This is a genomic window from Enterobacter sp. SST3, assembly GCF_000286655.1.
Classification (GTDB): Bacteria; Pseudomonadota; Gammaproteobacteria; order Enterobacterales; family Enterobacteriaceae; genus Enterobacter; species Enterobacter roggenkampii.
The window spans coordinates 81,985-107,490 of record NZ_ALNS01000011.1 but is presented as its reverse complement, the minus strand read 5'-3'; the positions used below and the strand labels follow the sequence as shown (position 1 = coordinate 107,490).

Below are 25,506 nucleotides of genomic sequence, written 5' to 3'. Positions count from 1 at the left end.
GCGGTGAAGGGGTCAACTATGGTTATAAGTTGAGCAATAAAAGAGGTGCAAAACGGTTACACGGTACGCTTCGCTTTTTGCTTGTAACGGTCGAAAATCACCGCTGCCAGCAGGATCAGACCACGCACCACGTACTGCGAGAACGGCGAAATATTCAGCAGGTTCATGGCGTTCTCTACCGTGCCCAAAATCAGGATACCGGCCACCACATATGAGATTTTTCCGATGCCTCCCTTGAGGGAAACGCCCCCTAACACGCAGGCCGAAATAACGATCAGCTCATAACCGATAGAGGTCATTGGCTGGCCGCTGGTCATACGCGACGCCAGAATAATCCCCGCCGCGGCAGAAACGAGCCCCGAGAGCACAAAGATAATAATCTTGGTGCGCACCACCGGCACCCCGGCCAGACGGGCGGCCTCTTCGTTACCGCCAATCGCCAGCGTATTACGGCCAAAGGTGGTCCGGTTAAGCAGGAAGCCGAACAGGATCAGGCAGGCCACGGTCAGCCAGATAGGCGCAGGCAGACCCAGCCAGTTGGCGTAGCCCAGCGTAAAGAAGCGCTCGTCTTCAATCCCGACCGCTTTACCGTCGGAGATGATATAGGCCAGCCCGCGGACAATTTGCATTGTCGCAAGCGTCGTGATCAGGGCGTTAATCTTCAGGCGCGCGATAACAAAACCGTTCACCAGGCCGCTGATGACGCCGAGTAACAGACCGGCAAAAACGCCAATCCACAGGCTCTCCGTCATGTTGATCACCACGGCCGTCGTAACGCCTGCACAGGCAATCACCGACGCCACCGACAGGTCAAAATCGCCGGAGGCCAGACAGAACAGCATCCCGCAGGCCACCATCCCGGACATGGAGATGGCGAGACCCAGCCCCTTCATATTAATGAAGGTGGCAAAGTTGGGGACAAAGATCGCGCAGGCGACGAACAGTGCGGCAAACACCACCAGCATGCCGTACTGATCCCAGATACGCCCAACGCTCAACGCCGACTTCGACTTCGGCACTCCGGATGTAGTAACAGAGGACATCATTAACTCCTTACTCAGGCGACGGCCTGGCTAACTTTAGGCATGGCGAGGTTCAACGCCTGTTGTTCATTCGCCTGTTCATGAAGTAATTCGCCGGCAATTTCGCCTTCACGCATCACCACAATGCGGTCAGCCACGCCAAGCACCTCCGGCAGATCGCTGGAGGCGAAAAGCACCGCCACGCCGCGTTTTGCCAGCTCATAGATCACGTTATAAATCTCGTGTTTTGCCCCCACGTCGATACCGCGCGTCGGCTCATCCAGCAAGATGACCTTCATATCCTCCGACAGCCAGCGGCCCAGAATGGCCTTCTGCTGGTTTCCGCCTGACAGATTCATGATCAGCTGTTCCGGACCCGGCGTTTTGATATTCAGTGAACGAATATGGTGGTCGGCATTGCTCGACTCCCAGCTATCGTTTATCAGGCAACCTGCGCGAATAAACTTACGGCGGGCGGAAATATTGATGTTGTCGCGTACCGAGTGCACCGGAATAATGCCCTCTGCTTTCCGGTCTTCCGGACAGAGCATCATTCCCGCCCCGATCGCGTGGGCCGGTTTCTGAATGTCTACCCGCTCGCCGTCAATGGAGACCTGCCCATCGGTAATACGGGTACCGCCGAACAGCCCTTTCATCAATTCGCTACGCCCCGCGCCTACCAGACCAAACAGGCCGACGATTTCACCGCTGCGTACGGATAACGAAATCGGCGTTCTGACGCCCGGCGCTTTTACGCTATCGAGGCGCAGACGCTCAGGGCCGTACTGGCGAGGCTGCCAGTGATAGATATCACCCAGATCGCGTCCGACCATCGCCTGAACAAGCTGGTCATGGTTCACCTGCGCCATGTCGGTAAAGGTGCGCACATAGCGTCCATCTTTAAACACGGTGATGGCATCGCTGAGAGCAAATATCTCTTCCATGCGGTGCGAAACGTACAAAATCGTCCGGCCTTCCTGACGCAATTCGCGGATCACGCGGAACAGATTTTCGATTTCACGCTTCGAGAGCGAACTGGTGGGTTCATCGAAGGCAATTATTCTGGCGTTACGCGCCAGCGCCTTGGCAATTTCAACCATCTGCCACTGGCCGATGGAGAGATATTTCAGCGGCGTCTGGGGATCGACGTCCAGCCCCAGGTGTTTTAGCTGCAGCCCCGCTTCATAATTAAGTAGCGAACGATTCACCACGCCGCCTTTGTGCGGGAGCTGTCCTAAATAGATGTTTTCCGCCACGGTCATCTCAGGGATGAGGTGCAGCTCCTGATAGATAATGGCCACCCCGGCATTGAGCGCCGCCGTGGTATCTGCAAAAGAGACCTCTTCGCCGCGGATCGCCAGCGTGCCGGTTGTTGGCGAGTAGTTGCCGCTGAGGATTTTCAACAGCGTGGATTTTCCCGCACCGTTTTCCCCCATCAGGGCGTGAACCTGGCCGGCATAGCAGTCGAAGCTGATATCGGTCAGCGCGTTCACACCGGGGAAGGTTTTCCCGATGCCGCGAAAAGAGAGATACGGATCAGACTGTCGCATAACGTCTCCGTGATTCCTGTAGTGTGTACGTCAGGCCCCTCACGCAGGATGAGGGGCACAATCACCGCGTATTACTTCCCGCCCAGTCCTTTTTTCGCCAGCTCCTCTTTGAAGTTGTCGCGGGTGATGAGCACCACGTCGGTCACTTCGGTAAATTTCGGCGGTTCAGCTCCTTTGGTGACCCAGTTGTAGAGCATCTCGCTGGATTTATAGCCGTGAACGTCCGGGCTTGGCAGCAGTGAGCCGTAGAAGCCGGTTGCCTGCGCTTTGGACAGCTCGCTGACGGCGTCAACGCCGTTGATGCCAATCCCGATCACGTCAGGTGCCTTGAAGCCCTGACCTTCCGTCGCGCGCACGCCGCCCAGCACGGTGTTGTCGTTCATGCCGACCACCAGCCAGTGTTTGACCTCCGGATGCTGAACCAGCATGGAGTTGGCGGCGTCGAAAGCGCCCGGGATATCGTTAGATTTGGTGGGGACTTTGTAGATCTGTTTTTCCGGGAAGCCGGCCGCCTTCAGCGCGTCCATTGACCCGGTCGTACGACGACGCGCCGTGTCCAGCTCATCCGCTGTAATAGCCATCACTGCGGTCTCTTTGACGTCCCAGCCGCGTTTTTGCATCTCTTTATAGAGTTCCTGGCCCTGACGTTCGCCGATTTTTGTCGCGGCCATCATGACCAGCGGGACGCTGTCCATCGGCTTGCCTTTGGCGTTCACGAACTGATCGTCAACGGCAATGACCTTCATGTCGTAACCGCGGGCTTTTGCCGCGATGGCCGAGCCCAGCTTTGGATCCGGCGTACAGATAACGAAACCTTTCGCACCGCTGGCCGCCAGGCTGTCGATGGCGTTCAGGGTTTTCTCACCGTCAGGCACGGCGATTTTAATCACTTCAAAACCTAAATCTTTCCCGGCCTTATCGGCGAATTTCCACTCCGTCTGGAACCAAGGCTCTTCGGGCTGTTTTACCAAAAAACCGAGCTTTAAATTCTCAGCAATAGCGGATTGTGACATAACGGCAGCCAGACCGATGGCCGCCAGCGCTTTAGTAAATTTGTGCATGGTAAACTCCAGCTTTAGCTTTCTTTTCTGTAGGGAATATGTGCGTGCTTCTTATTTAATCGGACTTAAAACAAGGCATTAGCGCTTACCTCGTTATAAGCGTTATTGCTGGTGATAGTTTTAGCGGGAAATTAATCATCCATAAGAGAGCCCCATCACACCGCAGAATTACAGTAATTGCGTACATAAATTCAGCGAAAAATGACATAAAAAAGGCAGTATTTGTCAGACAAATGAAATGAGGGTAAGCAGGATTATCCATAAGATTAGCTAAGATATCCCTGATGCCCCGGATCGGGCACGAGAACGCCGGACGTCAGAAAAGTGCAGTATGTTTTCCATCAAAAATGCCACACGCACTGAAACTTATTTACTCCACAGAATTTGATTTAGCGCAATTTTATTAATGCACCTGATATACGGAATAATTAATCCGTGATTCATTTTTTTACGGAGCATTATTCCGGTTTAATATTCCCGAAAGAGTAACAGCATATCTCTTCGAAAAAAATGTTGATTATCAGAGGATTATCTAAACACTGATCTATGGCGAGCTAATTGTATTTCTGTACTATATTAAAGTTTGTAATGTATGGTAAACACAGCCAATTTAAGAGTTTTCTTAGACCAAAGACAAGGGTATGCTTATTTATATCGAACACAGGAAGTGAATTTCGGTCGACTTCGTTTACTGCAGAAAGCGTATTTCTGCTCTTTTTCTTCGTACTTGCCTGGTGCTCAGGTTAAGCAACGGACATCACGTCCCACCGTCAATAAGGATATGAGTATGGCTACCCAAACGATGATGCAAAAACTTAACGCGCAGATGAACCTTGAGTTCTACGCCTCCAACCTGCACCTTCACTTAAGTGCCTGGTGCGCTGAGAATAGCCTCACGGGCTCTGCCACCTTCTTTCGCTCTCAGGCACAAAGTAACGTCACCCATATGATGCGCGTTTTTAACTTCCTGAAAGCTGCCGGGGCAAACCCTGTCGTTAAAGCCCTTGATGGGATAAACGAGAGCTACTCTTGTCTGGAAGAACTGTTTCAGAAAACGCTTGAAGAGTATGAACAACGCTGCAGCACCCTCAACAAACTGGCCGATGAAGCCAAAGCGCAGCAGGACATTACGACGCTCAGATTCTTACGCGATATGGATAAAGAGCAGCAGCAGGATGGCCTGCTGCTGAAGACGCTGGCGGATGAGCTGCATAACGCGCAGCAGGCAGGTTTATGTCCTGAGCAAACCGACCGTCACCTGCTCGACATTGTGGCGGTGCAGCACCACTGAGTTTCTGGCCTGCTTCCGTCCCGGGGAGCAGGTCCCCTTCCCCTCTCCAACCTTCTGCTTTTGCTGAAATTTAACAAATCAGATCTGGCTCCCAATGATTAACCACACAACGTGTGATGATTTATTTAATTACATAATCATTGACGAGGGAGCATCATGATCACCATTGAGTTTGTTGTCATTCTCCTCTGCCTGCTGACGGGTACGCGTTTCGGCGGTATGGGGCTTGGGTTAATCAGCGGTATTGGTCTTTTTATTTTATGTTTCGTCTTTGGTCTGCAGCCGGGTAAACCGCCGGTTGACGTCATGCTGACCATCCTCGCGGTGATTGGCTGTGCCGCTACTCTGCAAACGGCGGGCGGTCTCAACGTCATGATGCAGTTTGCGGAACGTCTGCTGCGCAAACACCCGCAGCACATCACCCTGCTCGCCCCGTTTACCACCTGGATGCTGACCTTTCTGTGCGGCACCGGCCATGTGGTCTACACCATGTTCCCGATTATTGCGGATATCGCCCTGAAAAAAGGGATCCGTCCGGAGCGCCCTATGGCCGTGGCGTCGGTCGCGTCGCAGATGGCCATCACGGCCTCCCCCGTTTCCGTTGCCGTCGTGTCGCTGGTGTCCATCCTGGCAGCCCAGCATGGGATCGGCCACGCGTGGGGAATTCTGGAAATTCTCGCCGTGTCGGTTCCCGCTTCACTTTTCGGCGTGGCTATTGCTGCACTGTGGAGTTTACGCCGCGGGAAAGATTTGGCGGACGACATGGAGTTTCAGGAAAAGCTAAAAGATCCTAAGCAGCGCGAGTTTATCTATGGCGGAACAGAGACGTTAATGAATCAGCGTTTCCCAAAACAGGCCTACTGGTCCACGTGGATTTTCTTTGCCGGCATTGCCGTGGTCGTTCTGCTGGGGGCCTTCCCTGAGCTGCGCCCCGCCTTTGAACTGAAAGGCAAAATGACGGCGCTGTCGATGAACCTTGTCATCCAGATGATGATGCTAATTGCGGGTGCCGTGATGCTGATGGCCTGTAAGGTCAATGCCTCCGCGATTTCCAACGGCGCGGTATTCAAGGCCGGTATGGTTGCGATCTTCTCGGTATTCGGCGTGGCGTGGATGAGCGATACCTTTTTCCAGGCGCATCTCGACGAGTTAAAGCTGGCCCTGGAAGGCGTGGTGAAAAGCCACCCGTGGACATATGCGATTGTGCTGTTTCTGGTGTCAAAACTGGTGAACAGCCAGGCGGCGGCGCTGACGGCGGTGGCGCCGATGGGGTTGATGTTGGGCATCGACCCGAAAATGCTGATCGCCTTTTTCCCGGCGTCTTACGGCTATTTTGTCCTGCCGACCTATCCCAGCGATTTGGCCTGCATCGGCTTTGACCGGTCAGGCACGACCCGCATCGGTAAATTTATCATCAACCACAGCTTTATTTTGCCAGGGCTGATTGGGGTAAGCTGCGCGTGTGCCGCGAGCTACCTGCTGGTCCAGACGTTCTTCTGATAACATCAAAGGGCGACGCATGCCGTCGCCCATTTCCCTGCGTCAGTGGGACTCACCCTGCGGCGTGAATCGCAGCTCGATCAGCGCGATGGCTTTCTGGATCGCACGAAGCGTTACCGGGTCAGCGGCAGCAGGATGGCTGGCGAAGTCGATGTTTTTCAGCTGGGTAGACATCTTCTCGCGCACTTCAACCGGCGCAATCACGTCCAGAACATCCAGGATTTGCTTGATAACCAACTGGCAGGCGACAACGTCAGAGACCAGTTCCTGATCGGCGCTCAGGTTTTGTGACATGGGGTTTCTCCTTATTTAAAGGCCGCCATAGTATCAAAACACGCCCCCTGACATCTTCCCTTCAACGTCTGCAGGTATAAAAAAACCTGCCGAAGCAGGTTTTTTTTATCAGAACATGGCGCCCGGCGGCACGTCTTTGAACGTGCGGCAGTAATTGGCCCACATACTTTTCAGGATTTTGCGCAGTTTCACAGTGATGCTCCATCAACTTGTTATACAACTTTATCGTCAATGCGCCTATAATATGACCACCATCACAAAAATCAATGCTTTTGTGATAGAAATCACAATTTAATCAGAATGGGGTCTGATCGCGTTCACCATCGACCCGTTGCGAAGAGTGAGGGCAGATTGTCCGGCTATTCCAGCCATTGCGGCGGGCATCTGCGGGTACGATAACGTATTTCCATCCACTCAGAGCGAACCATGAAAAGAGTCATTGTAGCCGGCACACTCCTCCTGCTCGCGGGGTGCAGCATTAACCGCCAGGCTGAAGTCAGCACCCTCGATGCGCCGAACGGCATCGTCCGCCTTAACTACGGTCAGGCAGCGCTGCAAAATGCGTATTCCGATGAGTATGTGAATAACGGTACGGCGGCAAAAGCGTGTCAGAGCATGGGGTACGCCACGGCCTCAGCCTATGGTCAGCCCATTAAAACCTGCACCCTCATTAGCGGCTCGTTGTGTCTGAACGAGAGCGTGACTATCCAGTATAAATGTATGGGTTATGCCGTGAGCCCTAAGTCAAACAATCCGTGGTATTAATCCAGACTGCCAGCGCAGGCTGGCAGTTTATTTCATTACGAACAAAAACAATTCTCATTAATAAATGATAAAATCGCCAATGCGTTTTATTCCCATTCGTATTTTAAATAAATAAAATAAATATTTTACGTTTTGCAAATAATTAAATAACAAATTATAGTGTCGCTCATTGTGAACCAGAAATAATAACCCGGAGCGCCACCATGCTGAAAACTGAAATGATCGACAAGCTCAACGCACAAATGAATCTTGAGCTGTATTCATCCCTTCTCTACCAGCAGATGAGCGCCTGGTGCAGCTATCACAGCTTTGAAGGCGCTGCCGCGTTTCTGCGTCGTCACGCGCAGGAAGAGATGACCCACATGCAGCGTCTGTTTGATTATCTGACGGATACCGGCAGCCTGCCGCGCATTGAAACCGTGGCATCCCCATTTGCTGAATATAATTCTCTCGATGAACTGTTCCGCGCCACCTACGAGCACGAGCAGCTGATCACCCAGAAAATTAACGAACTGGTTCATGCCGCGATGACCAGCCAGGATTATCCAACCTTCAATTTCCTGCAGTGGTATGTCGCCGAACAGCATGAAGAAGAGAAGCTGTTTAAATCCGTACTGGATAAATTATCTCTGGTGGGGAAATCAGGCGAAGGTCTTTACTTTATTGATAAAGAACTTTCCACGCTGGATACGCAGAATTAATTTCAGCGCGGTGCGGGTTCCCTGCACCGCGTTAATTTACATACACCCAGCGCAGCTGGTACAGCGCCAGTCGTGAGGATTCACGGCCTGGTAAAAATAGCGGTAGCTGGCCGTCTCCAGCGCAATACCCCTCTCGAAAAACATATCCGTCAACCAGTCGACATTCGCTATGATCCACTCATCTTCCTGTAAGCCTTGTGCAAAGGTCTCATCCTCAGGATCAATAACCGAATAGATTCCCCAGGTGCCCATATCTTTTTCGCGGCGGGACTCCGGAAGTATCAGGGGCTGGTTCTGCCAGTGGATTATCCAGTGGCCATGGCACAACAGGTTGCCTCCACGGCTCCATGCCGCGGTAAAAGGATTCTCCCCCGCCATAAAACCCTCACTTTATTTGATAATTTATATTTATTATTTACGTTACGCCGAAATGTTGCTCAGCAACATAGCCCTCATGTAGTAGGCGGAAGCCTATAAAGGGTCAGAGGAATATTAATGTGTAAAACATTCATTACACTTCTTGTAACGGTGATTTGACGAGTTACAGCTTTTCCCTTACTCTGCGCCGCAGATTTTGTCGCGGTTAAGAAGCGTTGTAGAGGAAAGCGTGAAAAACAGAACTCTGGGAAGTATTTTTATCGTCGCCGGAACGACGATTGGCGCAGGAATGCTGGCAATGCCTCTGGCAGCCGCGGGCGTGGGATTTGGCATGACCCTGCTGCTGCTGGGGACGCTCTGGGCGCTGATGTGCTACACCGCCCTGCTGTTGCTTGAGGTTTACCAGCATGTGCCCGCCGATACCGGTCTGGGTTCCCTCGCGGCGCGCTACCTGGGACGCTACGGCCAGTGGATAACCGGCTTCAGCATGATGTTCCTGATGTACGCCCTGACCGCCGCCTACATCAGCGGGGCCGGGGAGTTGATCGCCTCAAGCGTTAACGACTGGTTTGGCTCTGACATTACCCCGGCGACGGGCGCCATCTTCTTTGCGCTCATCGGCGGCGGCGTGGTCTGCGTGGGAACGTCGCTGGTGGATCTGTTTAACCGTTTCCTGTTCAGCGCCAAAATTCTGTTCCTGATTGTCATGCTGGTCCTGCTGGCACCGCATGTTCATCAGGTCAATCTGCTGACGCTGCCGCTGGAAAAAGGGCTGGCGCTTTCCGCCATCCCGGTCATTTTCACCTCGTTTGGCTTCCACGGCAGCGTGCCGAGCATCGTCAGCTATATGAACGGCGATATTCGCAAGCTGCGCCGCGTCTTTGTTATCGGCAGCGCGATCCCGCTGATTGCCTACATTTTCTGGCAGCTGGTGACCCTGGGCAGCATCGACTCTTCAACCTTTATTGGCCTGATGGCACAGCACGCAGGCCTGAACGGTTTTCTGCTGGCGCTGCGCGAGGTCGTCACCTCCCCGCACGTGGAGCTGGCGGTACACCTCTTTGCCGACCTGGCGCTGGCTACCTCGTTTCTGGGCGTGGCGCTTGGCCTGTTTGACTATCTGGCCGACCTGTTCCAGCGCCGCAATACCGCCGCAGGACGGTTACAGACCGGGGCCATCACCTTCCTGCCGCCGCTGGCCTTTGCGCTGTTTTATCCACGCGGGTTTGTGATGGCGCTGGGGTATGCGGGGGTGGCGCTCTCGGTCCTTGCCCTGCTCCTCCCTTCCCTGCTGGCGTGGAAGAGCCGCCAGCAGCATCCGCAGCAGGGTTACCGCGTGGCGGGGGGAAAACCGCTGCTGTGCATTGTGTTTGGCTGTGGGGTGGTGATTATTCTGGTGCAGGTGTTGATTGCAGCCGGGATGCTGCCGGAAGTGGGTTAATGAAAAAAGGGGCTGTCATCAGCCCCTTTTTTATCAGTGCAAACAGCAGCTCTTGAACTTCTTCCCGCTGCCGCAAGGACACGGATCGTTACGCCCAACCTTCGTGCCGTTCACCATCGGCTTCTTCACCTCCGGCTGCTGCGGATTGTTCACCCAGTAGTTATACAAGCGCAGCGCCGCAGGCTGAATACGTTCAATGCTGGCGGTATATTCTTCTTCGGTCAATTCATCCAGCTGGTCGCCGATCTCTTCGCTACCGTGCAGCGCAATCACATCCAGATCGGCCTTCAGCTCGTCCGGCAAGGCTGACCAGTCCGTCAGCGCCACGCCGCGCATGTAGCCGTAGCACCACTCTTCCACCACGGTATAGCTCTCACCGTCAATGTCGTTATAGCCAAACATCGGTTCAAACTGGTCCGGATATTCGCTCAGGCGCTCGGCAATATCGTTCATATGCTTAAAGCAAAGATCGATAAAACGGTTCATCTCGCGATCGTTTTTCCAGCGCGGAATGTATTTCTCGCCCCCCCACACCGCCACCAGCCAGGTATCTGGCTCAACGACAACAGGACCGGAAAGCACTGCGGTAAACATGCCGTCCAGTTCAGACACGTCAAGCACGGACGCATCGTCATGACCGTAAGAGATTAACGTCTCTTCAAGCCACGCCATTTCGCTTTCATTTAATGGGCCTTCAGTCATCGCTGACACTCCTGATAAAAAGGAAACGATCCTAACACATATCTCACGCCTCTCCGGGCTGAAGTTTAGGTCTTTATTGCTGCAAAAACGTGCAAATCGTGACCTTTGCACAACTTATGGGCTTTATTGTTAACGATATGTGATCTCCGCTGTAATTTCTTCTCCTCCCGCAAGGCGGCATAACGCGGCGCTCTATACTCAAACATGTCACAGGCCCGTCAATGGGTTAACCATTCTGGCAACGTTTTTGCTTAATGTTCTTCGCGCGACGCTGCGCAGGGAAACCTCGCCGTATATGCAGGATGCCGTCAGTATCTTGTTCGTTTAGTGCATTTTGTTCTTGCTCGTGTTTCGGATTGGCTGCGCCGTCGGGCGTTCGGGTTTACGCCGTGGTGCAAAAACCTCTTTGCTAAGGAACATAATAATGTCGCTGAAATTTATCAGAACTCCGCTTTCTCTCGTGTTGGCCGGTTGCCTGGTGACGGCGTTTTCCGCCAGGGCAGATATCGTGATTGGCGTGGCCGGACCGTTCACAGGTCCTAATGCCACCTATGGCGATCAGTACTGGCACGGCGCAACGCAGGCCGCTGAAGACATTAACGCCGCCGGCGGCATTAACGGCGAGAAGATCAAACTGGTTCAGGGTGATGACGCCTGCGAGCCTAAGCAGGCGGTGGCGGTGGCCAACCGCTTAGTCGACCAGGATAAAGTCAACGCCGTGGTCGGTCATTTCTGCTCCTCTTCCACCATGCCCGCCTCCGAGGTTTACAGCGATGCGGGGATCATCGCTATTACCCCCGGTTCAACAAACCCCCTGATCACCGAACGCGGCATGAGCGACATGTTCCGCATGTGCGGCCGCGATGACCAGCAGGGCCAGGTGGCCAGTGACTTCATCATCGACAAGCTGAAAGCCAAACGGGTGGTGATTATTCACGATAAAGACACCTATGGTCAGGGCCTGGCTGACGCCACCAAAGCGGCGCTGGCGAAACGCGGGGTTCAGGATGTGATGTACGAGGGGTTATCCCGCGGTGAAAAAGACTTTAACGCGCTGGTCACTAAGATCGGCGCGCAAAAACCGGACGTCGTGTTCTTCGGTGGCTGTCATCCGGAAGCCGGCCCGCTGGTTCGCCAGATGCGTGAGCAGGGCGTGCAGGCGAAATTCTTCTCCGGGGACTGTATCGTCAACGAAGAGATGGTGACCGCGGCGGGCGGCCCGCAATATACCAATGGCATTTACATGACCTTCGGTAAAGATCCGCGCCTGATCCCGGACGGCAAAGCGGTAATCGAGAAATTCCGCGCCGGTAAATTCGAGCCGGAAGGTTACACCCTCTACTCCTACGCCTCGGTACAGGCGATTGCCGCGGCCTTCAAGGCCACCGGCGGCAAGGACTCTGCCAAAGCCAGCGAGTGGCTGAAGGCCAATTCCGTCGACACGGTGATGGGCAAAAAAGCCTGGGACAGCAAAGGCGATCTGAAAGTCTCTGACTACGTGGTATACCAGTGGGACGACAAAGGAAAATATAAGGAAGTGGAGTAACGGGACGGAGTCACGCTCAACGTCGATGGGCTCGCCCGTCGGCGCGTAACAAACATCAGGCTGCGCGGCTCGCGCAGCCTATAAAACGAGCGCGCTAAAATGAGTACATTCTTCCTGCAACAGTTAATCAATGGCTTAACGCTGGGTTCCGTCTACGGCCTGATCGCCATCGGCTACACCATGGTGTACGGCATTATCGGCATGATTAATTTCGCCCACGGCGAAGTGTATATGATTTCCGCCTATCTCTGCGCCATTGGCCTGGCGCTGCTCTCGTTCTTCGGCCTGCAGTCCTTCCCGCTGCTGATCCTCGGCACGCTGGTGTTCACCATTGTGGTCACCGGGGTGTACGGCTGGACCATCGAGCGTATCGCCTATAAGCCGCTGCGCAACTCCACGCGCCTGGCACCGCTGATCTCCGCCATCGGGATATCGCTTATCCTGCAAAACTACGCGCAGCTGAGCCAGGGCCCGCGCCAGCAAGGGGTACCGACCATGCTGGACGGCGTGATTCGCCTGCATCTGGGCGAAGGGTTCGTGCAGATAACCTACACCAAAGTGTTTATTCTGGTGGCCTCGTTTGCCGGCATGCTGGTGCTCACCTGGATAATCAACCGTACCCGGCTGGGGCGGATGTGCCGTGCGGTGCAGCAGGATCGCAAAATGGCCTCCATTCTGGGGATTAACACCGACCGGATTATTTCGCTGGTCTTCGTCATCGGCGCGGCGATGGCGGGCCTGGCGGGGGTGCTGATCACCATGAATTACGGCACCTTTGATTTCTACGTCGGGTTCGTGATCGGCATTAAAGCTTTCACGGCGGCGGTACTGGGCGGCATAGGTTCCCTCCCCGGCGCCATGCTCGGCGGCCTTATCCTGGGCGTGGCGGAAGCGCAGTTCTCGGGCATGGTGAACTCGGACTATAAAGACGTCTTCTCGTTTGGCCTGCTGGTGATGATCCTGATTTTCCGCCCTCAGGGGCTGCTCGGGCGCCCGATTGTGGCCAAAGTGTGAGGGAGACAATGATGACGTCACACGGTTTTTCACTTAAACGCTGCATTCTGGACGCGATTTTCTCCGGGCTGATTGCGCTGATTATCTTCGGCCCCATTGCAGGTGTGGTGCTGGACGGATATAGCTTTACCTTCGCCGGGCAGCGCCTGGCCTGGATGGTCGGTATCGTCATGGCGGGGCGTTTTCTGCTGAGCGCTTTTTTAGGTACCGCTGCCGGTGCTCGTTTCCAGGCGCGCTTCGAGGCCGATAGCGCGGGCGTATATGTCCGCCCCCCGGAATACAAAAGCCGCATGCGCTGGATTATTCCCCTGGTGATTACCCTTGCGATTTGCTTTCCGTTTGTCGCCACCAAGTATGTTCTGACCGTCGCCATCCTCGGGCTGATCTACGTGCTTCTCGGTCTGGGGCTGAACATCGTCGTGGGCCTGGCCGGCCTGCTGGATCTGGGGTATGTCGCGTTCTATGCGATTGGTGCGTACGGCCTGGCGCTGGGATACCAGTATCTCGGCCTGGGCTTCTGGAGCATGCTGCCGCTCGCGGCAATCATGGCCGCTGCCGCAGGTGCCCTGCTCGGCTTCCCGGTACTGCGCATGCACGGTGACTATCTGGCCATCGTCACCCTCGGCTTCGGGGAAATCATTCGCCTGATACTGAACAACTGGCTGACCTTCACCGGCGGCCCCAACGGCGTGTCTGCCCCTCCCCCCACCTTTTTCGGTCTTGAGTTTGGGCGACGCGCAAAAGAAGGCGGCGTGCCCTTCCACGAGTTTTTCCACCTGACCTACAACCCGAACATGAAGTTTATCTTTATCTACGCGGTGCTGTTTCTGGTGGTGATGCTGGTACTTTACATCAAGCACCGCCTGACGCGCATGCCGATTGGTCGGGCGTGGGAAGCCCTGCGCGAAGACGAAATTGCCTGCCGCTCAATGGGGTTAAATCATGTTCTGGTTAAGCTTTCCGCCTTTACGCTGGGCGCGTCCACCGCAGGCATTGCCGGGGTGTTCTTCGCCACCTATCAGGGGTTCGTGAATCCGACCTCCTTTACCTTCTTTGAATCGGCATTGATCCTCGCCATTGTGGTGCTGGGCGGTATGGGTTCTACGCTGGGCGTAGTGCTGGCCGCCTTTGTGCTCACGGTAACGCCGGAGCTGCTGCGCAGTTTTGCCGAGTACCGCGTCCTGCTGTTTGGCATGCTGATGGTGGTGATGATGATCTGGCGTCCACGCGGTTTGATCCGCATTAACCGCAGCGGGTTTGCCGTGCGTAAGGGCGTCGCACCATGAACGAAACGATATTACGCGTTGAGCATCTGATGATGCATTTTGGCGGGATTAAGGCGCTAAACGACGTCAACCTGGACGTGCAGCGCGGCTCCATTACCGCCCTGATTGGCCCCAACGGGGCGGGCAAAACAACCGTGTTTAACTGCCTGACGGGCTTCTACAGAGCCTCCGGCGGCAACATTTTGTTTAATACCCGCCATAAAACGACCAACGTGATTCAGGTCCTCGGGCAAAAATTCCAGCCGGGTGACTGGATTAACCCCGCGCAGTTCGGGCAGCGTCTTTTCTACAAAATGTTCGGCGGAACCCACCTGGTCAACCGTGCCGGGCTGGCGCGCACGTTTCAAAATATCCGTCTTTTTCGCGAGATGTCGGTCGTGGAAAACCTGCTGGTCGCGCAGCATATGCGCGTTAACCGTAATCTGCTCGCCGGGATCTTAAATACGCCGGAATACCGGCGGGCGGAAAGCGACGCCCTGGACAGAGCCTTCTACTGGCTGGAAGTAGTGGATCTGGTGGAGTGCGCCAATCGCCTGGCGGGAGAGATGTCATACGGCCAGCAGCGGCGACTGGAAATCGCGCGGGCAATGTGTACCGGGCCGGAAATGATCTGTCTGGATGAACCCGCCGCCGGGCTTAATCCGGTTGAAACGCACAAGCTGAGCGGCATTATTCGCTTTCTGCGGGATCATCATGACATCACGGTATTGCTGATTGAGCATGATATGGGGATGGTGATGGACATTTCGGACGACATTATCGTGCTCGACCACGGCGATGTGATTGCCAGGGGGAAACCCGAGCAGATCCAGCATGATGAAAAGGTCATTGCAGCCTACCTGGGCACGGATGAAAGCGAGGTCTCCCTATGAGCGAACCGCTGCTGGCTTTTCGCGAGGTGGATGTGTTTTACGGCGTCATTCAGGCGCTGAAGCAGGTCTCTCTTGAGGTGAATAAGGGGGAAACCGTGGCGCTGATTGGCGCAAACGGCGCGGGTAAATCGACATTGCTGATGTCCATCTTCGGCCAGCCCCGTATCCGCAGCGGGCAAATCCTGTTCTGTGGTGAAGACATCAGCCATCAATCCACCCACTATGTTGCGTCCGGCGGCATTGCGCAGGCACCGGAAGGCAGACGTATCTTCCCGGATATGACCGTTGAAGAGAACCTGCTGATGGGGACCATTCCCATCGGCAATCAGTTTGCGGCTGAAGATATGCAAACCATGTTTGACCTTTTCCCTCGCCTTAAGGAGCGACGTAAACAGCGCGCGATGACCATGTCCGGCGGGGAACAGCAGATGCTGGCGATCGCCCGGGCGCTGATGAGCCGTCCGAAGCTGCTGCTTCTGGATGAGCCCAGCCTGGGCTTAGCCCCGATTGTGGTGAAGCAGATCTTCCAGACGCTGCGCGAGCTGGCCCGCAGCGGCATGACCATTTTTCTGGTGGAGCAGAATGCGCACCATGCGTTGAAGCTGTCTGACCGCGGGTATGTGATGGTGAACGGACAGATCCGGCTGAGCGGCAGCGGTGAGGAATTGCTGGGGAATCAGGAGGTGAGGAAGGCGTATTTGGGCGGGGTGTGATTTGACACCTAAGGAACCATTAGAAATATTTTCATATAAATAACAATGAGATACTCACGAAAAGTATAGCACGCAATGCCTTGAGAAGGCCTGAGTTTGTTGATTTATTAGTCTTTGACAATCACGTCAAACTCACTGAAAAGGAGCGTTCAGAATGGCTATACCCGCATATTTATGGCTCAAAGATGACGGAGGTGCGAATATTACAGGTTCTGTAGATGTTCAGCACCGTGAAGGTAGCATTGAGGTTTTATCGTTTGGCCATGGTTTACACATTCCAACCGATGGCAATACAGGGAAACTAACCGGTACCCGCGTCCACTCCCCACTAACAATCGAAAAAGAGTTTGATTCATCCTCGCCTTACCTTTACCGGGCTGTAGCAACTGGCCAGACCCTAAAGTCAGCTGAAATCAAATGGTACCGTATCAACGATGCAGGGCAGGAAGTTGAGTATTTCAACATGCTTTTAGAAAATGTGAAAATCGTAGGGATAACGCCTGTAATGCATAACGTAAAAAATCCCTCAATGGAAAAACACAATCACCTTGAGGCGATAGAACTGCGTTATGAGAGAATCACATGGAAGCACTGCGACGGGAATATCCAGTTTACTGACGGCTGGAATATTCGGGTTACAGCATGATTATTGCTCGCTATGCATTGAATGGCTTACCGTCATCTATTCTTACCGTTCCGGGTATAGGAAACTTTCCGGCATTCTCAGGCCAGCTCTATGGCAGAAACAATCCGACTATGGCAAGCAAACCAGAAATCGGACCTATCCCGCCAGGACGTTACTTCATCGTGAACCGACAGAGCGGAGGCAGGCTCGGAGGACTAAGTGATTTTGCCCTGAAAAATATTTATGGCACCGATCGCTCAAAATGGTTTGCCTTATACAAAGATGACTGGCAGATAGATGATCAAGTATTTGTTGAAGGTGTCCGGCGTGGCCATTTCCGCCTCCATCCGATAGGACCAAGAGGGTTAAGCGAAGGCTGTATAACCCTTCTTCATCTGAGTGACTTTGATTACTTGCACGAAGCTCTTATGAAAACAACTATGATGCCGGTACCTTGCACGAGCTTTAAAGCTTACGGGACAATAACAGTAACATGAGGACTTTTATAGAAATCACCTTCAGCCTTGCAATCGGTCTTATCAGTTTTCTTTTATATACGCGCTGGCTTTTTATTTTGATACCTGTCGAATGGGCTTATGCCGTGATGGACCATTTCGGGACATACGGGATAGAAGAACTGGAGGATACGTTAGTCGATATCGCCTCTTTGTTTGGATTGCTTCCGGCAATTCTTACAGGTTTGTTAGTAAGAAAAGCAGTAAAAAGAATGTGATTTATGAGCCTTCAGGCTTAGCCTCGAAGGCTTTTTTGACCCGGAAAAGCAAAACCCCGAAAGTTGGATACCCAACTTTCAGGGTTAACTTCATTTCGATGGTGACACGATAACGTCGTTAAATAAAACTATCGTCGTCATTGCTGTAGTCGTCATCTACATCGTCGTTCTGCCAGACGTCGTTATTACTGCCGAACGGATCGTTCTGGTTGAGGAAACGGGTGTCAGAGACGTTATTAACGTCGCCGTATTGATTACCGACAAACGGTTCACCACCGACGGGCATTGTCGGCTCTTCGATGATGTTCACGATCTCTTCCGGCCGCGACTGATGGAACATGCTGGTAAGCATCTCGGCAAGCGCGATGCCACCGGCCACGCCAGCGGCTGTCTGGAGCGCGCCAGCCATAAAACCGCCGCCGCGAGTAGCCGACGCTGGCGCCCGAGAGTAATCCTGCGCCGGCGGCTGTTGCGGCTGGGCATTCCAGCTGTTGTCAGGCTGCGGGTTACTTTTCCCGCCACCAAACAGGCCGCCGAGGAAGCTGCCGCCCGTCGAGGGTTTGCTTTTTTGCGCGGCTAATTCGCTTTCAAGCTCCTGAACCCGGGCCTGCAGACGTTTCAGCGCCGCTTCCTGAATCAAAATCGACTGCGCCATATAGTAGGGGGCCGCAGGCTGCTGTCTGACAAATTCAGCGATCTGACGCTCTGCATCTGCATCCCGTTGGCTGTTTTGTTGTTCGGCCTGTTTAAGACGCTCGAAAAGGCCGTTGATAAGCTGCTGTTCTTCATATTGCATGACAATAACCTTCCGCTCTCCAGGGTGGATACCGACCAGTTTATCAGCGGCGGCAACCTGTGTCTGGCGAGTGAAATGTTTGTTTAAGATTGGTTGCAGGTTAGCTGACAATCGCCCTGCTTTCCGGGCTTGATATTAGAGAGTCAGGCTTAACGTTCTGGTATGGCAGCAAATTCCCGGGCACAGCACGATCGTGATGACGATGAGATACGCTCACTTCGCGCTAAACTGGAGGCACAAAAAAACCACCTTTCGGTGGTTTCACGACACTGCTTATTGCTTTGATTATTCTTTGTTTCCCATGGTAGCCGGAGTGGGACTTGAACCCACACAGCGCGAACGCCGAGGGATTTTAAAAACTATTAGAGAGTCTTATAAAACATAAGCTTATGATAAATAAGACTCTCTTTGATGGTAATCGCTGGTAGTCACAGGTAATGGCTGGACTTTTGCTGCCACTATTTAGAGGGCCAAATTAAGCTGATCCCTCCCGTAGTGAGAAGCGGGGAAGGCATCGGATGGGATGAAATCAGCTGGTAACTTATCGCGGGGTGCGCGTTTGGTTACCAGCTTCTCAACGCTGTTAAGCGTGGTAAACGTAATACTGCATTCGAAATTCTGGCACTGGTGATAATGCCGGACTGTCATTTCACTAAGAGGGCGACTGGTGCGCGTACGGGCGACGGCACCACAAACAGGACACTTAAACATAATGGCCTCCCATGGCGGGAGTTGAACTCGCTCATATTATGGCCGCTATGATTCGGTTTCTGCAATCCATTCAGGTATTTTTGCTTCCAGCTCCAGACGTGTTTTAAACCCACTATCGTCAATAGTGTGGCTTGCCTTCGCAATTATCCAGTCCTGGCCGTCAATGACGTCTTTGAACTCCGTTACCGTTCCGTGCATCTCCGGATAAAGATCCGCGCGCCCGTAAGCCAGGGTTAGAGAGAACTCAGCGGCTCCGCGCTGGAGTTGTTGCCATTTTGCAGTTGCTGCACGTTGTGCGGCCATCTCGCTGCTGTACGTCGTACGGAGTACAAAAACGTTACCATCTTCACCGGCAATATAGTCCCCTTCCCGGCTGCTGCTGCGCGGCTTTTTGTCTGCGGTTTTTTTCCGCTTTTTAACAGTGACCTTTTTCTTTTTCCCGAAATCCATATCAAGCCAGTACGCCTGCACGCCAGTGTATGCGTCGCGATCTGCAATCCGGAAAGAATGGCGATCTCCGCTGCTGCGCGTGATGGAAAACTCCGGCAACGCTCTGCCATTTGCACTGACACCGCCACCAGGCAGGATGAAGAGCAGGTAACCATTTTTCACAGTTGCAATAGCACCCAGCATTTCCGCCATGCGCGTGAGAAACGACATATCGCTTTCCTGCGTCTGATCTGCATGATCGATCTCGGCGGACATCAGTTGCTCTGAGATGAGAGGTTTTAACTTGTACCTGTGAGCTATAGCAGAGACGATGCGCTCTACTGTAACGTCATGCCACGACACCTCCCGCTTAACGTTAAATTCATCGCGGAAATCTGCACTTCTGGCCGTGATCTCGATACGGTCCGGCGGTCCTGAGTGCGCAATTTCATCCACGATGAAAATCCCTTTGTGTACCAGTTTCTCTCCCTGCCAGCCTATCGCTACCGACAATTCAGCGCCACGTGGCGGTAACTCAATATCTCCCTGGCTGTCATCAACAGTGATAGTCAGTTCATCAGCATTAAAGCCCCTGTTATCTGTTAATTCTAACGAGAATAGTTTCTCATCCAGCATGATCAGCGCTTTGCCGCCAAGCATGACGTTAAACGCTGGCACACGTGACAGGTCGCCTGGGTAATTCTTGAATTTCTCAGCACCTGCATTCAGCAGGCTTTTCGCGCTCTCTATCGCGTCAGTTGTCAGTGTCATCGCTTTCTCCTCCCGCAAATATTTCCATGCGCGCGCGATAGGACAAACAGCCTTTTGTTGTCGCCTTTCTGCGACATCCATCGTGACGTGTCTGCCGCCCGGAATTCAGCGAATATCACCATGAACTCACTAAACATGATGGCGGTAGAGTATGACCGACAACTTTTTCCACGGGGCGCGCACCAAAGAAAACACCGACCTCCAGACCGCGATCAATGACATTGATTCAACGGTCATTGGTCTGGTTGCGGTGGCCGATGATGCCGATCCCCTCACCTTTCCACTTGATACGCCAGTCCTGATCACTCGCGTGATTAGCGTGCTGGGTAAGGCGGGCAAAACAGGCTCACTGTATAAATCTCTTAAGGCTATTTCCGACCAGGTCAGCACACGTGTAATTGTTGTTCGTGTCGCTGAAGCAAAGGAAGGAGAAAATGCCAAAACGCAATCCCAGCTCATTATCGGTGGCACGCAGGCTGACGGAAGCTATACCGGGATGTTTGCCCTGCTGACCGCAGAGCAGAAAACCGGTTATCGCCCTCGCATCCTCGGCATTCCAATGTACGACACGCAGGAAGTAACCGCACAGCTGCGCGTAATTGCGAAGCAGCTGCGTGCATTCTCTTACAGCTACTGCGATGGCTGCGAGACTATCGCCGAAGCGAAAACCTACCGCGAGCAGTTCGCAGAACGTGAAGGGATGATGATTTGGCCCAACTTCATCGCCTTCAACCCGCAGACCGGCGTTAATGAAGAATTCCCGGCAGTTGCCTATGCGCTTGGCCTGCGGGCACTGATTGACAATGAGCAGGGCTGGCACAAATCACTTTCTAACGTTGCGGTGAAAAACGTCCTGGGTATCTCAAAAGATGTGTTCTGGGCGTTACAGGCGGAGGACTCCGATGCTAACGAGCTGAACGCTAACGAGATTACCACGCTGATCAAACGCGATGGCTTCCGGTTCTGGGGTAACCGTACCACCGACACCGAAGAGTATATTTTCGAGGTGTTTACCCGGACGGCCCAAATTCTTGCGGACAGCATTGCGGAAGCGCAATTCACCACCGTGGATAAACCGCTTACCCCGGCTAACGTCAAAGATGTAGTAAGCGGGATCAATGCCAAACTTCAGGCGTTGGTCACTGCTGGCAAACTGATTGGTGCGGCATGCTGGTTTGATATTGTCGATAACCCGACCACCGGTATTCGCCAGGGTAAAGCCGTTGTTCGCTACAACTACAGCCCCGTACCACCGCTGGAAAACCTGACGCTGATCCAGACGTTTACCGATCAGTATTACGAACCAGCCTTTGCATCGCTGGGAGGTGCATAAATGGCTATTCCGAAGAAACTCCGCCTGTTCACGATGTTTGTTGATGGCGACAACTACATCGGGAAGATCCCCAGCGTCACGCTCCCGAAAATTACCCGTAAAACGGAAGATTATCAGGGTGGCGGGATGCTTGGCTCCGCTGCTGTTGACCTCGGCCTTGATTCAGGTGCACTGGATGCATCAATGGTTGTTGGCGGCATGGTCGAAGAGCTGATCCTGAAATGGGGCGGGGATATTGACGAACTACGCACGCGCTTTGTCGGTGAGATCTACAGCGGTGGGACAAGTTCCCTGCTTGAGGTCGAAATGCGCGGACGTATTACCGAAGTTGACCAGGGCGAAGCCAAGCAGGGTGATGACACCAGCCATACTTATGCGCTCAAAAATACGTATTACAAGCTCTCCGTGGATGACAAGCCTTTGCTGGAAATCGACCTGCTGAACTTCATCTACAAGCGCAACGGAAAGAGTCTCTACACGGACCGCATTGCGTCCGCCCTGGGTCTCGGTCAGTAATCTTTTTTACCACTACCAATGGCGGCCAGCCTGGCCGCCCGGAGAAAATATAATGCCAGTAACTCTCAGCCAACCCATTAAACGCGGCGACCAGGAAATCAAATCCGTCGCAATCACCGACACAATCAAGCAGGCTGGCTCACTGCGCGGGCTGCGGCTGGTTGACGTTCTTAACTTCGACTATGACGCGGTATCAACTCTGCTAACACGCGTCACCGCGCCTCAGCTGACAACCACTGATATTTCCTCAATGGCGACCGGCGACTTTACGGCGCTGTGTGAAGAGATTACGCCTTTTTTGACGAAAGCGGCGCCGTCCGCACCGAACGAGGCGGCGACGGCGAGCAAGTAAGAGAGGCAGTATTCAGCGATGTCGACGATCTGATCGCTGACATCGCAGTGATATTTCACTGGCCGCCCTCCGAAATGCACAGCATGGAGTTGCGCGAGCTGATGGCCTGGCGCGAACGGGCGGCCATCAGAAGCGGTAACCATGAGAAGGAGGATGACGACGATGGATCTTAGTATTCGCGTTGCGTTCAGTGCAATTGACAAGCTCACCCGCCCGGTCAGCGCCGCCAGTAAAGCCATTGGCGACCTTTCTGACTCCCTCAAAAAAACACAGTCCTCTATCAAAGACCTGGAAAAAAGCGCAACGTCATTTGATAAGCTGCGCTCGCAAGCCAATGACACTGCGCTGAAGCTGAAAAGCACCCAGCGGGCCTTTGACGGTCTCAACCAAAAACAACGCGAAGGCGGCCAGCTTACTGAAGCCCAGACGGCTCGACTTGAGTCACTTCGCACCAAACTTTCCCGGCTGACTGAAACATACGGCAGGCAAACGACGCAGCTTCGCACAGCTGCACAGGCAGTGCGCCAGCATGGCGTTAACCTCACCACCGGCAGCGGCGCCATCCAGAGTGCCATCAGGCGCACGGAGCAATACAACCAGACACTTGAGCGCGAACGCCGCCAGCTGGCTGCTACTCAGAAGGCCCAGGCCAGATACGATCGGGCAAAAGAGACTGCGGGCAAACTTCGCGGGGCGGGTATGGGGATGATGCTCGGCACCGCTGCTGCGGGTTACGCTGGCGGATCATTCCTGGCGCCTGCAATTGGTTTCGACGAGGAAATGTCACGCGTCCAGGCATTAACCCGCCTTAATAAAGACTCTTCCCAAATGGGGGATCTGCGCGCGCAGGCTAAAAAACTCGGTGCAGAAACTGCATTTACTTCACGAGATGCTGCCAGTGGGCAGGCGTTTCTTGCAATGGCTGGCTTTACTCCAGAAGCTATTCAGGCTGCATTGCCTGGCGTTCTGAACATGGCGCTGGCTGGCGGCATGGATCTTGGTGAAAGTGCCGACATCAGCTCCAACATTCTTTCGCAGTTCCGTCTCGATCCAAAGGAAATGGATCGGGTCAGCGATGTTTTGACCGCAGCATTTACCCGTACTAACACCGATTTAATGAACATCGGTGAGGCGATGAAGTATGCAGGAACGGGGATGGCAGGTCTTGGCGTTGATGTTGAACGCACAACCGCCATGATCGGCGTAATGGCGAACGTTGGCCTGCGCGGCAGTATTGCAGGTACGGGACTGCAAACCACCTTCTCGCGTCTGGCCGCACCAACAGGTAAAGCCCAGGCAGCCCTGAAAGAATTGGGCGTTTCTGTTGCCGATGCCACCGGGAAAATGCGACCGGCCGAAGTGGTCTTGTCTGATATTTATAAATCTATCAAAAAGTACGGCGACACAGACCAGTTGTCATTCTTTAAAGACATAGCGGGCGAGGAAGCGGCAAAGTCATTTCAGGCGCTGGTAAGATCGGCTGGTAGCGGTGAGCTGCAAAAACTCCTTGCCGATTTGCGCGGCTCTCAGGGCGAAGCGCAGAAGGCAGCGAAGGTCATGGCTGACAACCTCAGCGGTGATCTGAAAAACCTGGACAGCGCATGGGAAGGTTTCCGCATTCAGGTTGAGGAGACTGCCGACGGCCCACTGCGCTCTCTCACTCAGGGGCTTAGCGATATGATCACCGCTGCCAGCACCTGGGTAAAAGAAAACCCCCGCCTGACACAAACAATCATTCTGGTTGTGGGTGGGGCACTTGCACTGGTGGCGGCAATTGGCGCTGCATCACTGGCGATGGGTATTCTTATTGGCCCTCTCACCAAAATACAGCTCGGTTTTTCACTGCTGACCGGTGGTCGCGGGCTACTCGGTACCATTACAGCTTTTCGCACTCTCGGCACTGCCGCGGGCCCGGCCATGGCGAACGTCAGAGGGTGGTCCGTCTTACTGTCAGGAATCGCACCTAACCTGGGAAGAATTTCAGCTATTCTCCCCGCGGTTCGCTCTGGTCTGCTTACTGCATTCCTGTCTCCTGGCGCACTTTTGGGATCGCTGACTAAAAACATTGGCATGTTGCTGTTGCGCCTCACTGGCTTACCAGCAATCTGGGGCATGATCACCGGTGCGGTATCTATTCTTGGTGGGGCTTTATCTTTTTTACTCAGTCCAATAGGCCTGATTGGCGCCGCATTTGTCGCTGCGGGATTGCTAATCTGGCGATACTGGGAACCCATTAAGGCGTTTTTCCTCGGTGTGTTTACCGGAGTTATGCAGGCGATCTCTCCTCTCAGGGATACCTTTGCCACCTTTTCCCCCATCTTTGACATGATCAGCTATGGGGTTAAATCCGTCTGGCAGTGGTTTACGAACCTCTTATCGCCAGTGCAGACCAGCAAGGAGACGCTTGATAAATGCACGAGCGCTGGCGAGATCTTCGGTAACGTGCTCGGCGGTGCAATAAATCTCGTACTGACCCCAGCCAAGATGCTTCTTGATACCCTTGGCTGGATACTTGAAAAACTTGGTGTATTACCCGATGAAGCAGAGAGGGCGCGCAAGAAAATTGAGGATGCGCAACGCTCCGCCCTCCTTCAGGATAAGGTGGCTTTCCTTGCCGGTGATATGGCTAAAGTTGCCCCCAAAAAAGCAGAGTCGCCAGTTACTACTGGTGCACCACCCGCGGCCTCGCCACTGTCTGGAAATACCGGTACGCAAAGACGTCTTCAAAGCATCGCAGACAATACAAAAGCAACCGCTGACAACACAAAGAAAGTCGGGCCGGGTGACATTATTTTCAAAAACCTGCCGCGTGCTCTGGCTTTGCGTGGCGCATATCAGGAAGCTCGCGTTACACCGCAATCAGTACCGCGAGTGGCAACGCCCGCAGCTGGCGGCATTATTTCAGCGACAGCAGCCACACAGGCTCCGGTATCAGCTCCTGTTACCGCTCCGACTGGCGGTGCCCCAGTTTTTAACATTACCTTTAACGATGTTGGTAAGCGCACGGATCAGGAGCTGGAGAGAATGATGCGCAATGTTGTGCGTGATGCGATGGCCAGCACCGGCAGAATTAACCGTGGTTCTTTCCGCGACAGAGATTAGGT

The 25,506-nt window shown here is 53.7% G+C and carries 27 protein-coding genes and 1 pseudogene; 18 read left to right on the top strand and 10 right to left on the bottom strand.

All coding sequences use genetic code 11. The annotated features are described in order from the left end of the window. Positions 1-56 precede the first annotated feature (56 nt). The 3 genes from araH to araF all read right to left on the bottom strand — a co-directional run bounded on the left by araH (position 57) and on the right by araF (position 3,633). Entirely contained in the window at positions 57-1,046 is a 990-nt protein-coding gene (araH, locus tag B498_RS15755; protein WP_171843394.1) for an L-arabinose ABC transporter permease AraH, read from the bottom strand. An 11-nt stretch (positions 1,047-1,057) separates the two neighbouring features. Next, positions 1,058-2,572, bottom strand: a complete 1,515-nt coding sequence (araG, locus tag B498_RS15760) for an L-arabinose ABC transporter ATP-binding protein AraG (RefSeq protein WP_008500410.1) — start codon at positions 2,570-2,572, stop codon at positions 1,058-1,060. A gap of 71 nt (positions 2,573-2,643) precedes the next feature. Beyond that, positions 2,644-3,633, bottom strand: a complete 990-nt coding sequence (araF, locus tag B498_RS15765) for an arabinose ABC transporter substrate-binding protein AraF (RefSeq protein ID WP_008500409.1) — start codon at positions 3,631-3,633, stop codon at positions 2,644-2,646. A gap of 787 nt (positions 3,634-4,420) precedes the next feature. Between araF and B498_RS15770 the strand changes: the two genes are divergently transcribed. Beyond that, entirely contained in the window at positions 4,421-4,924 is a 504-nt protein-coding gene (locus B498_RS15770; protein ID WP_008500408.1) for a non-heme ferritin-like protein, read from the top strand. A 156-nt stretch (positions 4,925-5,080) separates the two neighbouring features. After that, on the top strand, positions 5,081-6,424 hold the full coding sequence (locus tag B498_RS15775; protein ID WP_008500406.1) for an anaerobic C4-dicarboxylate transporter: 1,344 nt from the start codon (positions 5,081-5,083) through the stop codon (positions 6,422-6,424). 42 nt (positions 6,425-6,466) lie between these two features. Here B498_RS15775 and B498_RS15780 read toward each other — a convergent pair whose 3' ends face one another. Both B498_RS15780 and azuC read right to left on the bottom strand, forming a co-directional pair. Then, entirely contained in the window at positions 6,467-6,718 is a 252-nt protein-coding gene (locus B498_RS15780; RefSeq protein WP_008500405.1) for a DUF2766 family protein, read from the bottom strand. Positions 6,719-6,826: 108 nt separating this feature from the next. Beyond that, the gene (gene azuC / locus B498_RS22845) at positions 6,827-6,910 is read right to left on the bottom strand and encodes a stress response protein AzuC (protein WP_014884364.1); all 84 of its coding nucleotides are present in this window, start codon (positions 6,908-6,910) and stop codon (positions 6,827-6,829) included. 234 nt (positions 6,911-7,144) lie between these two features. Here azuC and yecR point away from each other — a divergent pair, with 234 nt between their 5' ends. Together yecR and ftnA are read left to right on the top strand one after the other, a co-directional pair. Next, positions 7,145-7,483, top strand: coding sequence for a YecR family lipoprotein (gene yecR, locus B498_RS15785; RefSeq protein WP_008500404.1), 339 nt, complete (start codon positions 7,145-7,147; stop codon positions 7,481-7,483). A 203-nt stretch (positions 7,484-7,686) separates the two neighbouring features. Further along, positions 7,687-8,184, top strand: a complete 498-nt coding sequence (gene ftnA, locus B498_RS15790; RefSeq protein WP_008500403.1) for a non-heme ferritin — start codon at positions 7,687-7,689, stop codon at positions 8,182-8,184. Positions 8,185-8,220: 36 nt separating this feature from the next. On the opposite strand, the gene B498_RS15795 is transcribed toward ftnA, so the two are convergent. Further along, positions 8,221-8,562 (bottom strand): hypothetical protein, encoded by a 342-nt coding sequence (locus B498_RS15795; protein WP_008500402.1) that lies wholly within the window; start codon positions 8,560-8,562, stop codon positions 8,221-8,223. 229 nt (positions 8,563-8,791) lie between these two features. Here B498_RS15795 and tyrP point away from each other — a divergent pair, with 229 nt between their 5' ends. After that, positions 8,792-10,003, top strand: coding sequence for a tyrosine transporter TyrP (gene tyrP, locus B498_RS15800; RefSeq protein ID WP_025912273.1), 1,212 nt, complete (start codon positions 8,792-8,794; stop codon positions 10,001-10,003). Positions 10,004-10,036: 33 nt separating this feature from the next. Here tyrP and B498_RS15805 read toward each other — a convergent pair whose 3' ends face one another. Next, positions 10,037-10,705 carry a YecA family protein gene (locus B498_RS15805; protein WP_008500399.1) on the bottom strand — a complete coding sequence of 223 codons (669 nt, stop codon included), beginning with the start codon at positions 10,703-10,705 and terminating at the stop codon, positions 10,037-10,039. A 424-nt stretch (positions 10,706-11,129) separates the two neighbouring features. On the opposite strand from B498_RS15805, the gene B498_RS15810 reads away from it, so the two are divergent. From B498_RS15810 to B498_RS22145, 7 genes are all read left to right on the top strand, one after another. Next, on the top strand, positions 11,130-12,251 hold the full coding sequence (locus B498_RS15810; RefSeq protein ID WP_008500398.1) for a branched-chain amino acid ABC transporter substrate-binding protein: 1,122 nt from the start codon (positions 11,130-11,132) through the stop codon (positions 12,249-12,251). A gap of 99 nt (positions 12,252-12,350) precedes the next feature. Next, entirely contained in the window at positions 12,351-13,265 is a 915-nt protein-coding gene (locus tag B498_RS15815; RefSeq protein WP_008500397.1) for an ABC transporter permease subunit, read from the top strand. A gap of 11 nt (positions 13,266-13,276) precedes the next feature. After that, entirely contained in the window at positions 13,277-14,551 is a 1,275-nt protein-coding gene (gene livM, locus B498_RS15820) for a high-affinity branched-chain amino acid ABC transporter permease LivM (protein ID WP_025912272.1), read from the top strand. Further along, positions 14,548-15,423: an ATP-binding cassette domain-containing protein gene (locus B498_RS15825; RefSeq protein ID WP_008500394.1), complete on the top strand. Its 876-nt coding sequence runs from the start codon at positions 14,548-14,550 to the stop codon at positions 15,421-15,423. The genes livM and B498_RS15825 overlap by 4 nt, the downstream gene beginning before the upstream one ends. After that, positions 15,420-16,136 carry an ABC transporter ATP-binding protein gene (locus tag B498_RS15830; RefSeq protein WP_008500393.1) on the top strand — a complete coding sequence of 239 codons (717 nt, stop codon included), beginning with the start codon at positions 15,420-15,422 and terminating at the stop codon, positions 16,134-16,136. Before B498_RS15825 ends, B498_RS15830 begins: the two co-directional genes overlap by 4 nt. Before the next feature lie 154 nt (positions 16,137-16,290). Then, positions 16,291-16,782, top strand: a complete 492-nt coding sequence (locus tag B498_RS15835; RefSeq protein WP_008500392.1) for an Hcp family type VI secretion system effector — start codon at positions 16,291-16,293, stop codon at positions 16,780-16,782. Further along, positions 16,779-17,258: a DUF2778 domain-containing protein gene (locus B498_RS22145; protein ID WP_008500391.1), complete on the top strand. Its 480-nt coding sequence runs from the start codon at positions 16,779-16,781 to the stop codon at positions 17,256-17,258. Before B498_RS15835 ends, B498_RS22145 begins: the two co-directional genes overlap by 4 nt. Before the next feature lie 354 nt (positions 17,259-17,612). Here the strand turns inward: B498_RS22145 and B498_RS15840 are convergent, their stop codons facing one another. After that, entirely contained in the window at positions 17,613-18,290 is a 678-nt protein-coding gene (locus B498_RS15840; RefSeq protein WP_032622786.1) for a DUF2076 domain-containing protein, read from the bottom strand. Between the two features lie 151 nt (positions 18,291-18,441). On the opposite strand from B498_RS15840, the pseudogene B498_RS23495 reads away from it, so the two are divergent. Then, positions 18,442-18,675, top strand: a pseudogene (locus B498_RS23495) (hypothetical protein); the annotation flags it as partial. Between the two features lie 77 nt (positions 18,676-18,752). Here the strand turns inward: B498_RS23495 and B498_RS22140 are convergent. Together B498_RS22140 and B498_RS15845 are read right to left on the bottom strand one after the other, a co-directional pair. Further along, the gene (locus B498_RS22140) at positions 18,753-19,001 is read right to left on the bottom strand and encodes an ogr/Delta-like zinc finger family protein (protein WP_008500389.1); all 249 of its coding nucleotides are present in this window, start codon (positions 18,999-19,001) and stop codon (positions 18,753-18,755) included. 45 nt (positions 19,002-19,046) lie between these two features. Next, on the bottom strand, positions 19,047-20,201 hold the full coding sequence (locus B498_RS15845) for a phage late control D family protein (protein WP_008500388.1): 1,155 nt from the start codon (positions 20,199-20,201) through the stop codon (positions 19,047-19,049). A 151-nt stretch (positions 20,202-20,352) separates the two neighbouring features. Between B498_RS15845 and B498_RS15850 the strand changes: the two genes are divergently transcribed. From B498_RS15850 to B498_RS15865, 5 genes are read left to right on the top strand one after another with little or no spacing between them, the layout of a single operon-like run. Continuing rightward, positions 20,353-21,534, top strand: coding sequence for a phage tail sheath subtilisin-like domain-containing protein (locus B498_RS15850; RefSeq protein ID WP_008500387.1), 1,182 nt, complete (start codon positions 20,353-20,355; stop codon positions 21,532-21,534). Further along, a complete protein-coding gene (locus B498_RS15855) occupies positions 21,535-22,050 on the top strand; it encodes a phage major tail tube protein (protein WP_008500386.1) in 516 nt (171 codons plus the stop codon). Positions 22,051-22,102: 52 nt separating this feature from the next. Further along, complete coding sequence (locus B498_RS15860) at positions 22,103-22,402, top strand: phage tail assembly protein (protein WP_008500385.1); 300 nt, start codon at positions 22,103-22,105, stop codon at positions 22,400-22,402. A gap of 29 nt (positions 22,403-22,431) precedes the next feature. Next, positions 22,432-22,575: a GpE family phage tail protein gene (locus B498_RS22135; RefSeq protein WP_039268621.1), complete on the top strand. Its 144-nt coding sequence runs from the start codon at positions 22,432-22,434 to the stop codon at positions 22,573-22,575. Then, positions 22,565-25,504 carry a phage tail tape measure protein gene (locus B498_RS15865; RefSeq protein WP_008500384.1) on the top strand — a complete coding sequence of 980 codons (2,940 nt, stop codon included), beginning with the start codon at positions 22,565-22,567 and terminating at the stop codon, positions 25,502-25,504. Before B498_RS22135 ends, B498_RS15865 begins: the two co-directional genes overlap by 11 nt. Positions 25,505-25,506 lie beyond the last annotated feature (2 nt).